Origin of the sequence: Acinetobacter sp. TY1 (genome assembly GCF_048551395.1) — a bacterium.
In the GTDB taxonomy this organism is placed as follows: Bacteria; Pseudomonadota; Gammaproteobacteria; order Pseudomonadales; family Moraxellaceae; genus Acinetobacter.
Genome location: NZ_JBLYZK010000007.1, coordinates 100,866 through 113,153, shown reverse-complemented (window position 1 = coordinate 113,153; position 12,288 = coordinate 100,866). Strand labels below are relative to the sequence as shown.

The window sequence follows — 12,288 nt, the reverse complement described above, 5'->3', positions numbered from 1 at the left end:
CGCTATGTTGATGACCAAAATCAAAATGCTTTGCCTAAGTGCAATGGCATTTTCTGCGGCACAAATGAGCTTTGCTGTTGATGCCAACCCTATTAAAGAACGCCTCACCAAAGAAGGTTATACCTTTGTTAAACAAATAGATGCACCTGAGGGCTTGATTGGTTGGACGGGTTATAAAGATGAATATCCATCGACTGTGTTTATTTCTAAAGATCAAAAATATTATGTAGTCGGCGATCTTTACAATTCTACAGGTAAAAATTTGAGTGAAGAAGCCATCAATACCCATGTCAAAGGTGCAGTTCTTGATGAAATTTGGAAGTCTTTAGAAAAATCGACATGGATTCAAGACGGTCAAGACAATGCAGAAAAAATTGTTTATGTATTTAATGATGCCAACTGTCCGTATTGTCATACTATGTGGCAAAAAGCTCGCCCATTGGTCGAGTCAGGTAAAGTTCAATTACGTCATATCATGGTCGGTGTCATTCGTCCGAGCAGTAAAGGACAAGCGGCGACTTTATTGCAAAGTGCCAATCCTGTTGAAACATTTAAGCTATTTAACCAATCGAATGGTAAAAATAAAATTAAAGAAATGACCAATATTCCGAAAAATTTGTCTGATCAATTGGATGCCAATACTGCCTTACTTGATAAATACGGATTCTATGCAACACCCGCTTTAGTATGGAAAAACAATAAAGGTGAAATTGAAAGCATGCAAGGGCTGCCTAAAGATATCAATAAACTCCTTGAGTAAACTTGGTTTTTTCATCATTCAAACTAAGAGTAGAAGCCCCTTCTCCCAACAAGGAGAAGGCTGGAATGAAAGGATTTTAAATAAAAACGTCTTAATTATATAGAACGATTTAAAAGCAATTATTTAAAATAATTCAATGGCAATTTTAAATAGCGAATCCCATTACTTTCAGCTTCAGGAAATTGCCCTGCATTCATATTGATTTGAATGGCGGGTAAAATTAATTTAGGCATTGATAATGTCGCATCACGTTTTTCACGCATGCTGACAAAATTAGCTTTATTTACTCCCTGATGAATGTGAATATTTTCCAATTTTTGCGTTTGAATATCGGTCTGCTCAATATACTGCTTACGGCTTTCAGGTAAATAGTCGTGACACAGAAATACCCGTGTTTCATTCGGCAGTTCATATAACTTCTGAACTGAATCAAATAATTGCGAAGCGCTCCCTTTTGGGAAATCACAGCGTGCAGTGCCATAATCAGGCATAAATAAGGTATCCCCGACAAATACAGCATCACCGATCACATAGCTCAAACATGCAGGTGTATGACCCGGCGTGGCAATATTATAGGCATCCATTTCACCAATATTAAAATGTTCACCATCTTGAAAAAAATGATCAAAAGCCTGATGGGCATTGATCAACTTCAAATCAAGATGATAAATATCAGCAAATGTTTGTTGAACACCTTTAATTTTGTCACTAATGGCAATTGTTCCACCAAGTTGTTGTTTTAAATATTGCGATGCTGTGAGATGGTCTGCGTGTACATGCGTTTCTAGAATCCATTGCACATTCAGTTGCTGTTGTTGAATATATGCAATTATGGCATCAGCGTGTTGCGTCTTGGTCGTTGCTGAAGCTGCATCATAATCCAATACACTATCAATAATCGCACAATGGTGGCTGATTGGATCAGCCACGACATAACTAAAAGTATGGGTATTTTCATCAAAAAATGACTTAACCTGTGGATTCATGATTGACTCTGCCCTTTACGGTAAATAAGCATACCCATAAACATCGATATAATAAAATACAATCCGTCGTAATGACCTAAACCGATTAAGGTGAATGCAGGTGCAGGACAGATCCCTGCAATACCCCATCCCATTCCAAAAATAAATGCACCTATAACTAGACGACGGTCGATTTGAGTACTGACAGGTAAATCCATTGGCTCATTAAACAATGTTACAGGTTTTTTGATGGCTTTTTGAAATGGAATAAAAGCCACAACAATAGCACCCATCATTACAAAAGCAAGACTTGGATCCCAATGACCAAATAAATCTAAAAAACCCAAGACTTTTTCAGGATTCGACATACCTGAAAGCATTAATCCTACAGAAAAAATCGAACCGAAAATAAAAGCAAATACATTTTTCATGACATTGCTCCTAACACATGGCGCATCACATATACCGTGATAAAGCCTGCAAGCATGAACGTACACGTTGCAACAATTGAGCGTACCGATAAACGACTCATACCACAAATCCCATGCCCACTTGTACAACCTGAACCTAAACGAGTACCAAAACCGACCAATAGCCCTGCAATGATCAGTAACCACGGATTAGAGCTCATAATGATGTCAGGCTGTATAAATAGTCCATAGATAAATGGTGTCACAATCAGCCCTAAAATAAACCAAGTTGCAGGGTTTTGGCTTAACGATTTAAAGCTTAAAATCTGAGCCACCATGCCACTAATACCTGTGATACGACCATTCACAAAAAGATAGCCAATTACAGCCACACCTAAGAGCAATCCACCAAGAAATGCGATTAAAAAATCGTGCATGTTCTACACTCGATACAATATATGTTTTTATAATATATTATTTTAGATATTAAATAAAGCTCATTTAAAACCTGAATATTTCACCTAAACACATGCTATGTTGAGGAAACATTCAGAAATATCAAATCAAGTAAATTCTGTCAGAACCCGATCTACAAACCATTTCGGAAAACGTTCCACGATTGGATTAAGTTTCAAGACTTCTGCATGTTCAATTTCTGCAAGAAATGATGCTTTTTCACCATGACTTGAATTATCAAAAATATATGCGCGGTCTGCATGATCAACAGCTTGCATTAATAAATCTAAACTGCGGTAATATCGCTCTCTAATTTTCTGTTCAGGTACGGGGTGACCACCCATTTTCACACGATAATGTACCCGCCCGATATTAATCTCAGGATCTACTGTCGCAACATAATATAAATAAGTTTTGAATCCGTATCGTTTCGCATCATGCAAAAACTCAACTTTGCTGATATGAGACATCACCGTTTCAAAAGTAAAACTTATTTTTAGCCTTAAAAATTCAAGACGAATGAAATCAATAATTCTTGCTGCAAGATAAGAATCAACTTCTTGCCTTTGAAAGATAATACTCTGCCCTTTGATTGTGGGATTACGTTCTAATAATGGAACAACTTGAAGGTCTTTTTTCTTACTTTTTTGATATAAAAAATCGACAAGTGCAACAGCACATAAATCTGGATGATATTCTTTTAAATCTAAAATATGTGTACGAAATAAAACTTTTTCTAATTCATCAGCATTTAAATATGCACCAATTTGCTGAACTGTCAAATAATCCTTAATTGTACTTTTTCCAGAACCGTTTGGACCTGCAAACATACGTATACGGGGTTGGTGCATGAACTAGACGCCAACCTCATGTTTTTTCTTACGTTTAAATACACTATGCTTTAAATGTGGTACAACATAAGTATCAGATACATTTTTGACAACATGAGTGTGCTGCTTTTGTTGTTCAATCAACATTCCATTTTTAACGTAACAAACCTTTTCACCTGAGTGAATAGCTGTATTAAATGCATCAGAAAATGCTAAAACAGCAGCGTCAGGCACTGCACGACAATTTGGATTAAGCACTTTATCCAAATCCTGTTGTTTTGCATGGCTTGGGGATGTGGTAAATGTCGTCATATTGACTCCATTGTCTAAAGCAACTTTGATTAATAGCATAATTCTAACATATCTAAATATGATGTCTATTTTTCAATCAAAAAGATGAGTTTTCTATCATCAATAGGCTCTAATATAAAAACTCAATACAACAAAACTTAGAATAGCAACCATTTCGACAAGTTCAATACTCGCTCCAACCGTATCTCCAGTAATTCCATCAATTCTACGAATAAATTGCTGTCTTAAATACAGCAGGATGAGAATACTTATCATTATACAGCCCAGACCAAGCCATGAAAAATAAGCAAACAAGCTTAAACTCAAACAAGCAACAATGATTGATATCATTTTTGGAATATAATTGGCAATAGAAGAGCCAAGTCCTTTCTCACGCACATAATCTGTTGTTAAAAATAAGAATAATGGAACAAGACGTCCAAGCATTGGAAATAAAATCAATGCCTGTACATATTGCTTCTCAAGCAATACATAAATTGCTGACCATTTTAAAATACAGACAATAATTAAACTCAGCACACCAATAGGACCACAAGCGGGATCTTTCATGATTTTCAATGTGCGTTCTTTATCACCAAAACCACCAACCCAAGCATCCGCAGTATCGGCTAAACCATCAAGGTGTAAGCCACCTGTCAGCCAAATCCAAATCACCAGAATTAAACTACTGAGTAGCATAGATGGCAAAGCAGACAACCCAATTGCAATTGTATAAAGTACAAGTCCAATGCCTAAACCAATTACAGGATAAAACAATAAAGACTGACCATTTTGTTGTTTCGATGGCATCTGCTTCAACTGAATCGGGAACACCGTTAAAAATTGCATTGCAATCCAAAATGGCATCATTGAAGTTGCTCCTCACTAGCCATTTGCACAAGTTCCGCTTCAATTAATTGTAATTGTAAAGTCTCTACATCAACTTCAAAACAACTAAGTTGTCCAAGTTCTGCGGTCATTTTTAATAAGTCATCTAACGGTTGTTGTAGCGCTAAACATTTCAACAACTTAATTACACCACCATGCGTCACAATTAATGCATGTTCAGCCTGTTGAACTTTCATTTGCTGATAAATTTGTGCTAAACCACTTAAAATACGTGCTTGAAAGTGCGCTAATGTCTCTCCATTGGGTGCATTGTACTGTGTTGGATATTGCCAAAAATTTGCCAAGAGCTCAGGTTCATCTGCATAGATTTGTGCTGTTGATGTACCTTCCCAATCACCAAAATGCATTTCTTGCAAATCTGCATTGAGTGTCATCGATAAATCAAACTGTTCAACTAGAGCCTCTGTGAATTTTGCACAGCGTTGTAAAGGTGATGAAAATAATAGTCGCCAAGGCATAGAGCCTGCACGTTGCACCGCTTGATCGATGGTCTGTTGCATTTGTTGCCATCCCAATGCCGTTAACGCATCATCCGTTGAACCACGTAAAGTATGACTCAAGGTTGTTTCGCCATGTCTGAGCAGATCAATTCGAAGTTTCATGCTGTTTCAATGCCTTTATTGATCAATATGCAAATTAAACTTTTTCACCAATCACAGCCGCTTCCGCAAAAGTTGCCATTTGATTATGTAAACTACATGCCAATTTGATTAAACCTAATGAAGCACCTGCGCCACTACCTTCACCTAAACGTAAATCGAGTTTAAGTAATGGATCTGCATCTAATTCTTGTAATAATCTACGATGACCATACTCTGCAGATTGATGTCCAAACAACATCCATTGGCGCACTTCAGGGTTTAAACGTACTGCAAGTAACGCTGAAACTGTACTAATAAAACCATCGACAATAATTGGCAATCCTAACTGTGCAGAGCGGATATATGCGCCTGTCATTGCTGCAATTTCCAATCCACCGACAGCGCAAAGGGCTTTAAAAGCATTCTGTTGCACATAATCTTGATGAAGCTGAATGGCTTGATTTATGATATTTTTCTTATGAATCAATTGTTCTTCACGGATACCTGTACCCACACCCGTCAACTGCTCAGCAGGTTCGTTTAACAAGAAACATGCGACAGCTGATGCAGAGCAAGTATTTCCAATGCCCATTTCCCCTGCAATATAAACCGATGCTTTTTGTGCAAAGGCTTGATTTGCACTATCAAAGCCTAAAGACATTGCTTGCAGACATTGCGCTTCGGTCATAGCAACTTGTTTTACAAAATTTGCTGTTCCTTCAATAATGCAATGGCGCTCAACACCAACATAATCATAAACTTCACCTACAGAACCACAATCAATCACTTGTAAATTTGCTGCATATTCACGAGCAATCACGCTAATACATGCCCCACCTGTAGCAAAATTTTGTAACATTTGGCGAGTTACTGCTTGCGGATAAGCCGAAATATTTTCCGCCATCACACCATGATCACCTGCAAAAATAGTAATCCAAGGCTGGTCAACATTTGGCTTTGCATTGGCTTGTAAACTTGCAAGCTGCACTGCAACACGTTCCAGAATAGACAGTGAGCCTGTCGGTTTAGTTAATTGTCCTTGTCGATCTTCCGCTTGTTGTTTGATTGTTTGATTTGGTACCGCACAAGCCTCATTCCACCAATATACTGCATTTAACGTTGTCAAAATTTTTCCTTTTACATTGATCGATCATTTTTAAAATTCATTTCATCTTTTAAAGTCATGGGAAATCCTGCAACACAGAAACTGACTTTATTCGCAATTTTTCCAATCTCTTGATGCAAACGCCCTGATTCATCGACAAATTTTCGGGTTAATTCACCGAGCGGTACGACACCGAGTCCTGTTTCATTGCTGACTAAAATCACATCAGATTTTAAGGTCAATAAAACTGCCAATAACTGTTGGCATTGTGCAAACTGTATATTTTTATCTTCATGAATCAATAAATTACTTATCCATAAAGTAAGACAATCGACTAAAAAAAGCTGTCCTTCTTGATCGTATTTCTTTAAACATTCAGCTAAATATAAAGGTTCTTCAATGACCTGCCATTCACTTGGACGTTGTGCCTGATGATGCACGATTCGTTCTTCCATCTCAGCATCACGCGCTTGTGCTGTCGCAATATAGATCACAGACTGTAAAGATGCTTTTGCTGTCTGCTCCGCTAAGCGGCTTTTTCCTGAACGCGCACCGCCCAAAATCAATTGCAACATGACAAATCCCTGTGATAAATGAAGTATTGAGGTTTATTCACGACCTAATTCCAATTGAATATGTTGATTGGGATACAATTCCCCTTGTAAAACTTTTGCCTGATAAGAACCAAAAGTTAAATGTTCAATTTCAATATTAAAACTTTGTTGTGGAATCTGGCTAATTTTTTCGTACAGATATTCGCTTTGAAATTCGCAACGATATAAACCTAAGGTAATATGGGGACAATAATGTAAAGCGGCAGGTTCAAAGGTTTGTTGTGAAAGAAGATGTCTAATATTGCTTAGGCTATTTTCAGTATCTAAAACCTCAACAAAAAGTGCGCTATCGAAACTATTAATTTTGCCAATTTTTAATTGAATCGGCTTTAAATTCAATGCTTTTAATTGCATATACTGTTGCTGAAATTGCTCAATACTAAAATCATCATTGTATATTACTGTATTCTTCTGATGAGATAATATTGTGTCAGCCTCTTTTTTTAAAAAACCGCACACAAACAAAGTAATATGAAACTGACGAATATTGGGTTGAAATAAATCAGGCTCAAAGATTGCTCTGAGTTTATTTAAATATTCAACTAATTCAGGATGTTCAATTTCGATATACCATAAGGCGTAATTTTCCCGCCCCTTATGCCATTCAGGATAATCATGCGCTAAAGTTGGGACTGTCAGACTTTGTGGGCGTAAAAACACGTTATAAACAACATCAAAAGAACAAGCATATTAAAACATGCTTAGAGTATGTAAAATTAAAAAATATCTGATATTTATTCATTATGTATAAATTAATTTCAGATTTTTTATTAAAATATCAATGAACCTAGCAGACAATATTTCAGATAAATTTTGTGGTCTTAACCCAAAATCAAAACCACACTCTCCCCACTCATAAACATCTTAATTTATTGCTTTTAAAGGGGCATCAATCATTGTTTTTAAATGCTTTACTTGACCAATTTGGATTATTACCATCGACATAACCTGTTTAAAGCTCAGCAACCTTTGGATCTGCCATATTGGTGATAAAAAAGTGAATGATGTAACCTCTGCTGATATATTGCATATTGTTAGATCTACAGTGAAACGTGTCAGAAAAACGTGTAAAAATTGCTTACCTGGTGGAAACGGCACAAAATGCCTGAAAAAATAATAACGTGCTCGTATTTTTCTAACCCTTAAATAATTACAATAAAAATGATATGTTACGGTATCAACAATAAATTTAAATATCCAAAATTATTACAGACAGCATTTAAATGGCATAAGAGGTTTACCAATTGAAAACTTGGCAAGAATCACTCACTATTTTAAAAGATGGAAATGGGCGCTTTATTCAAAACAAAATGAATAACGTTTTACACCACGACTTACAAACATTGTCTGAAGCCCAAGATCCGTATGCTGTGATTCTATGCTGCTCAGATTCGAGAGTATCCCCTGATATTATTTTCGATCAAAGTCTTGGAAATTTATTTGTGATTCAAAATGCCGGTAATGTCAGTGATACATCGGTTCTTGGAAGCATTCAATATGCGATACAGCATCTAAAGACACCTTTGATTATTGTACTTGGCCATACTTGCTGTGGAGCTGTAACAGCCGCTCACCAAAACAAGAAAATGAAAGGCCCTTTAAAGGATCTCATCACACAAATTGATGATAATCTTGTACTCAATGGAAACGTAGAGGATTCTATTAAAAATCACACTCTAGCTACAGCAAGATCGCTAAATGCCGCGTTAGAAAAACATCAGGCTAAAATTGAACAAGATGCTCGAGTGATTCCTGCGGTATATGACATTGCCAGTGGTTATATATCTTGGATGGATTTAGAAGAAGATATAATCGCTACACCATACTTATTCTCTCAATAAGCGCTACACGATTTAGCCTATAGAAAACAAATAAAGCACCTCACGGCGCTTCACTTATAAGAAATCCTGAACCAGTTTCTTAATGACGAGTTGCTGAAGTTTAAGTGAGAATTCATACAAACGAGCATTACAGGAGATATAATAAAATGCCTAAACTATCTAGATAATAATTATTTTTCAAAAATATAGTTAATCTGATATTATTAATAATGATTCTCAATAACATTTTATAAAATACAATATGACTGATTTATCAACAAACTTTAACGACAACCGCTTCATCAAATCTTGGTTTGGATTTTTTCTAGGGTTGTTTTGCGTTGGAACTAGCTTGATAGCTTTATTTGAATCTGTGAATTTACAAAGCATCCTACGAACTTTGGGTTTTTTATGCTTTTGGTATCCTTGGTGTCAACTACCCATTAAGAATTACCCGCTGTCAAAAATTTTCAGTAAAGAAAAAGAAGGCGAAAGATTAAATAAACTAGCTAGCTATCTAACAATTATTGCTTTAGTTTTACTCATTAGCTCTACGGTTTTGTTTTTATGAATTTGATTCAGCATTCTTCGTGAAACGTAAATTAATCACAAAGATTAATGATGCGCTGAACCCCATCATGGCTCTCATTTTAAATTCAAATTATTAATATAAATTTCAAGTATTTCGCATAAGGTGTATTATATTTATTTTAGGAAAACTTAATTTATTAATGCGACAGAACCTTAAATCTGCTCCAAATTCAATTCTATGATCATTTTTCTAGCATAACTATGTCTAAACTCTGCAATTATTTTTCTCAACATCAATTTTGTGTACTCGTTGAATATCTTGGCACGAATAATATTTATCCAATGGCAAAAAATATTGCTGGATTTCCTACATTAGCTACTTTTGCAGATCGTGTTCACTCAGATGATGATCTTGCACCATTAGAAGCAGCAGCACTTTACCCAAAAAACGTGGAAAAAGTACTGCATTTTGCTGGTAAAAATCGAGACATTAAAGATTTCGAGAAATTTTTAGATCAAACACAACAACAAGGCATACAAAATTTATTATTACTGACAGGTGATAAATTAAAACTGCATGAAAATGGCATAGCAAAGCATGAGCGAACCCGTTATTTGGAGTCTGTAAATGCGATTATACAAGCTAAGCAGAAAGGTGGATTTTGTATTGGTACGGCATTTAATCCTTTTAAATATAATGAAGCTGAACGTGATGCACAGTATTTCAAATTACATAAAAAACTTCATGCCGGTGCAGATTTTATTATTACCCAATTGGGTTATGACCTTGATGCTTTAAAACAAGTAATACATTTTCTGAGTCAACATCAATACCAGCAAAAAGTTTTAGCCTGTGTAATGCCACTAAGTTTGGCTCGTGCAAAGTATATAGTGAAACATCAAGTGGCAGGAATTGTGATTACACCACATATGCTCAATGTACTTGAGCATGAGAAACAGCATGGATGTACTGAGAACATATATTTGCGCTGTGCTATACAAATTTTGATATGCCAACATTTGGGTTTTGCAGGTATACATCTTTCAGCGTGTCATAAACCAGAAGAGCAAGCTCTCTTAGCGAATTATATTGACCAATATCGAAATTTAGATTTGGAAGCGTGCCTAAAAATTTGGACGGAGTTTTGGGAAATTAAGACAGGTCATGAATTTATCCCTGCATTATCCAATTTTTCAAAACCTGCACAACCCACTGAAATTTTGAAATATCATCATCTACATTTTATGCATGAAGTGATGTTTAAATCTCGTGTAGGATTTGGTGCAGGCAGATGGATATTCCAACATTCTTTTTGGAGTAAAAAACTTGTTTCAAAAGTATTATTAAAAACAGAATTACTCAGTAAGCATTCAGTTTTAGGATGTGAAAGTTGTGGTCAATGTCGCTTAGGTGAAACACTCTATATTTGCCCTGAAACCTGCCCTAAAGGCTTAGCAAATGGCCCATGCGGTGGCACATTTTTAGATCGTTGTGAGTTTGGTGATCGTGAATGTATTCATTCAATAAAAGCTCGTTTGGCTAAAGCTGTAAATCAAACAGAAGTTTTAAAAAATAAGCTGATCCCAACCGTACCTATTGAAGTACGTGGAACCAGTTCTTGGAAAAACTGGTATTTAGCGAATGAGGCTTAGCATTCGTCATCCATGGCATTGGAATAGAACTTAACACCTAATTTGATTCGGTCACGACCTTGGCTCATACGCCAGCGATTAGTATCACGTAATGAATAAACACATCCACAATATTCTTGTTGATAAAACTCTTCATTCTTACTGATTTCAAGCATACGTACTGCACCACCATTTTTACGCCAATTGTAATCCCAGTAAGTGATTCCTTCATAATTTGATGCTGAGCGAAGTCCACAATCATTAATCTGTTTCATATCTTTCCAACGAGAGATACCCAATGAGCTACTGATTAAGTTAAAGCCATTTTCAGCGGCATAAAGGGCTGTACGCTCGAAGCGCATATCGAAGCACATTGTGCAGCGAATGCCTTTTTCAGGTTCATTTTCCATGCCTTTTGCACGTACAAACCAATTATCAGTATCATAATCACAATCAATGAAAGGGATATTATGCTTTTCAGCGAAGCGAATATTTTCTTCTTTACGAATTTCATACTCTTTTACAGGATGGATATTTGGATTATAGAAAAAGATTGAAAAGTCGATATCCGATTCAATTAATGTTTCCATAACTTCACCTGAACATGGCGCACAGCATGAATGTAGAAGAAGTTTGTTATGACCTTCTGGGAGACTTATTTTTTTACGTTCGAGTTTGCTTGACATAATAAAATACAAGAATTCTAAATACGATATTTTATCGAGTTCAATAACCTTTAAATAGTCATAAAAATTGATATTTTTTCAACACAACATGAAATTCATTTATTTATGGTTAAATTACACTCAAAAAATTAAAATAACGAATAGCTGTTCTGTCAAATTAAGAAATATATAACATTCCAAAATTAAGTTTACCTAAAATTTACGACTCAATTTAAAATAATTGAAATTATACAAAAGCACACTCAAGGGCTTTCTCCAACAGCTTTAATTCTGTTGATCAAATCACAAACGTAAATCGTCACAATAAATATTTTAGTCCACTGATCTCAATCATGGTTTCATATAAGATATTGATGATTAATAATTAAGTTCAAGTATTTCGCATAAGTTGTATTATCTTGATTTTAGGGAACGTTAAAGCGTTTTTCTTTTAGCTTTCAATGCTAATTTTATTCACATTGATAATATATACACTAAGCTAAAAAACTCATTATGGAATGATTTACTTTATTAATGAATGAAATTTAGAAAAATCTATATTTTTTACAAAATAAGAAATGACAATACTTAAAATTAACCAACAAATCATTATAAAAAATATTAAATTCATCAATAATAAATAGCTTACTGAAATTACTCACCACAATTGTTAACAATAAAAAAATTTAAAAAACTTTCTATATTCAACGATTGACCAC

General features: G+C 35.3%; 14 protein-coding genes. 3 read left to right on the top strand and 11 right to left on the bottom strand.

The window, feature by feature from the left end:
• Positions 1 to 10 precede the first annotated feature (10 nt).
• Complete coding sequence (gene dsbG / locus ACK2M2_RS06665) at positions 11 to 760, top strand: thiol:disulfide interchange protein DsbG (protein ID WP_419346895.1); 750 nt, start codon at positions 11 to 13, stop codon at positions 758 to 760.
• Positions 761 to 879: 119 nt separating this feature from the next.
• Here the strand turns inward: dsbG and ACK2M2_RS06660 are convergent, their stop codons facing one another.
• The 10 genes from ACK2M2_RS06660 to ACK2M2_RS06615 form a co-directional block, all read right to left on the bottom strand.
• Positions 880 to 1,746 carry an MBL fold metallo-hydrolase gene (locus ACK2M2_RS06660; RefSeq protein WP_419346839.1) on the bottom strand — a complete coding sequence of 289 codons (867 nt, stop codon included), beginning with the start codon at positions 1,744 to 1,746 and terminating at the stop codon, positions 880 to 882.
• Positions 1,743 to 2,156: a DUF6691 family protein gene (locus tag ACK2M2_RS06655; protein ID WP_409510419.1), complete on the bottom strand. Its 414-nt coding sequence runs from the start codon at positions 2,154 to 2,156 to the stop codon at positions 1,743 to 1,745. The genes ACK2M2_RS06660 and ACK2M2_RS06655 overlap by 4 nt, the downstream gene beginning before the upstream one ends.
• A complete protein-coding gene (locus ACK2M2_RS06650) occupies positions 2,153 to 2,572 on the bottom strand; it encodes a YeeE/YedE family protein (protein ID WP_409510420.1) in 420 nt (139 codons plus the stop codon). The genes ACK2M2_RS06655 and ACK2M2_RS06650 overlap by 4 nt, the downstream gene beginning before the upstream one ends.
• Positions 2,573 to 2,698: 126 nt before the next feature.
• Positions 2,699 to 3,442 carry a zeta toxin gene (locus tag ACK2M2_RS06645; protein ID WP_419346835.1) on the bottom strand — a complete coding sequence of 248 codons (744 nt, stop codon included), beginning with the start codon at positions 3,440 to 3,442 and terminating at the stop codon, positions 2,699 to 2,701.
• 3 nt (positions 3,443 to 3,445) lie between these two features.
• On the bottom strand, positions 3,446 to 3,733 hold the full coding sequence (locus tag ACK2M2_RS06640; protein ID WP_419346832.1) for a hypothetical protein: 288 nt from the start codon (positions 3,731 to 3,733) through the stop codon (positions 3,446 to 3,448).
• Positions 3,734 to 3,832: 99 nt separating this feature from the next.
• On the bottom strand, positions 3,833 to 4,582 hold the full coding sequence (locus ACK2M2_RS06635) for an adenosylcobinamide-GDP ribazoletransferase (RefSeq protein ID WP_419346829.1): 750 nt from the start codon (positions 4,580 to 4,582) through the stop codon (positions 3,833 to 3,835).
• Positions 4,579 to 5,223 (bottom strand): histidine phosphatase family protein, encoded by a 645-nt coding sequence (locus ACK2M2_RS06630; RefSeq protein ID WP_409510424.1) that lies wholly within the window; start codon positions 5,221 to 5,223, stop codon positions 4,579 to 4,581. The genes ACK2M2_RS06635 and ACK2M2_RS06630 overlap by 4 nt, the downstream gene beginning before the upstream one ends.
• Positions 5,224 to 5,257: 34 nt before the next feature.
• Positions 5,258 to 6,328 carry a nicotinate-nucleotide--dimethylbenzimidazole phosphoribosyltransferase gene (cobT, locus tag ACK2M2_RS06625; protein ID WP_419346826.1) on the bottom strand — a complete coding sequence of 357 codons (1,071 nt, stop codon included), beginning with the start codon at positions 6,326 to 6,328 and terminating at the stop codon, positions 5,258 to 5,260.
• A gap of 11 nt (positions 6,329 to 6,339) precedes the next feature.
• A complete protein-coding gene (gene cobU / locus ACK2M2_RS06620) occupies positions 6,340 to 6,882 on the bottom strand; it encodes a bifunctional adenosylcobinamide kinase/adenosylcobinamide-phosphate guanylyltransferase (RefSeq protein WP_409510426.1) in 543 nt (180 codons plus the stop codon).
• 33 nt (positions 6,883 to 6,915) lie between these two features.
• The gene (locus tag ACK2M2_RS06615) at positions 6,916 to 7,581 is read right to left on the bottom strand and encodes a 2'-5' RNA ligase family protein (protein ID WP_419346823.1); all 666 of its coding nucleotides are present in this window, start codon (positions 7,579 to 7,581) and stop codon (positions 6,916 to 6,918) included.
• 584 nt (positions 7,582 to 8,165) lie between these two features.
• On the opposite strand from ACK2M2_RS06615, the gene ACK2M2_RS06610 reads away from it, so the two are divergent.
• Together ACK2M2_RS06610 and ACK2M2_RS06605 are read left to right on the top strand one after the other, a co-directional pair.
• Positions 8,166 to 8,762, top strand: coding sequence for a carbonic anhydrase (locus ACK2M2_RS06610; RefSeq protein WP_409510428.1), 597 nt, complete (start codon positions 8,166 to 8,168; stop codon positions 8,760 to 8,762).
• Between the two features lie 771 nt (positions 8,763 to 9,533).
• Positions 9,534 to 10,925, top strand: a complete 1,392-nt coding sequence (locus tag ACK2M2_RS06605) for a methylenetetrahydrofolate reductase C-terminal domain-containing protein (RefSeq protein WP_419346820.1) — start codon at positions 9,534 to 9,536, stop codon at positions 10,923 to 10,925.
• Here the strand turns inward: ACK2M2_RS06605 and ACK2M2_RS06600 are convergent.
• Positions 10,922 to 11,590 carry an epoxyqueuosine reductase QueH gene (locus ACK2M2_RS06600; protein WP_419346817.1) on the bottom strand — a complete coding sequence of 223 codons (669 nt, stop codon included), beginning with the start codon at positions 11,588 to 11,590 and terminating at the stop codon, positions 10,922 to 10,924. The genes ACK2M2_RS06605 and ACK2M2_RS06600 overlap by 4 nt on opposite strands.
• Positions 11,591 to 12,288: the final 698 nt, after the last annotated feature.

Bases quoted from the DNA above. Each gene is read 5' to 3' on its own strand.
- dsbG (WP_419346895.1), top strand. From the start codon at position 11: ATGACCAAAATCAAAATGCTTTGCCTAAGTGCAATGGCATTTTCTGCG.
- ACK2M2_RS06630 (WP_409510424.1), bottom strand. From the start codon at position 5,223: ATGAAACTTCGAATTGATCTGCTCAGACATGGCGAAACAACCTTGAGT.
- ACK2M2_RS06660 (WP_419346839.1), bottom strand. From the start codon at position 1,746: ATGAATCCACAGGTTAAGTCATTTTTTGATGAAAATACCCATACTTTT.
- ACK2M2_RS06655 (WP_409510419.1), bottom strand. From the start codon at position 2,156: ATGAAAAATGTATTTGCTTTTATTTTCGGTTCGATTTTTTCTGTAGGA.
- ACK2M2_RS06645 (WP_419346835.1), bottom strand. From the start codon at position 3,442: ATGCACCAACCCCGTATACGTATGTTTGCAGGTCCAAACGGTTCTGGA.
- ACK2M2_RS06650 (WP_409510420.1), bottom strand. From the start codon at position 2,572: ATGCACGATTTTTTAATCGCATTTCTTGGTGGATTGCTCTTAGGTGTG.
- ACK2M2_RS06640 (WP_419346832.1), bottom strand. From the start codon at position 3,733: ATGACGACATTTACCACATCCCCAAGCCATGCAAAACAACAGGATTTG.
- ACK2M2_RS06635 (WP_419346829.1), bottom strand. From the start codon at position 4,582: ATGATGCCATTTTGGATTGCAATGCAATTTTTAACGGTGTTCCCGATT.
- cobU (WP_409510426.1), bottom strand. From the start codon at position 6,882: ATGTTGCAATTGATTTTGGGCGGTGCGCGTTCAGGAAAAAGCCGCTTA.
- ACK2M2_RS06605 (WP_419346820.1), top strand. From the start codon at position 9,534: ATGTCTAAACTCTGCAATTATTTTTCTCAACATCAATTTTGTGTACTC.
- ACK2M2_RS06600 (WP_419346817.1), bottom strand. From the start codon at position 11,590: ATGTCAAGCAAACTCGAACGTAAAAAAATAAGTCTCCCAGAAGGTCAT.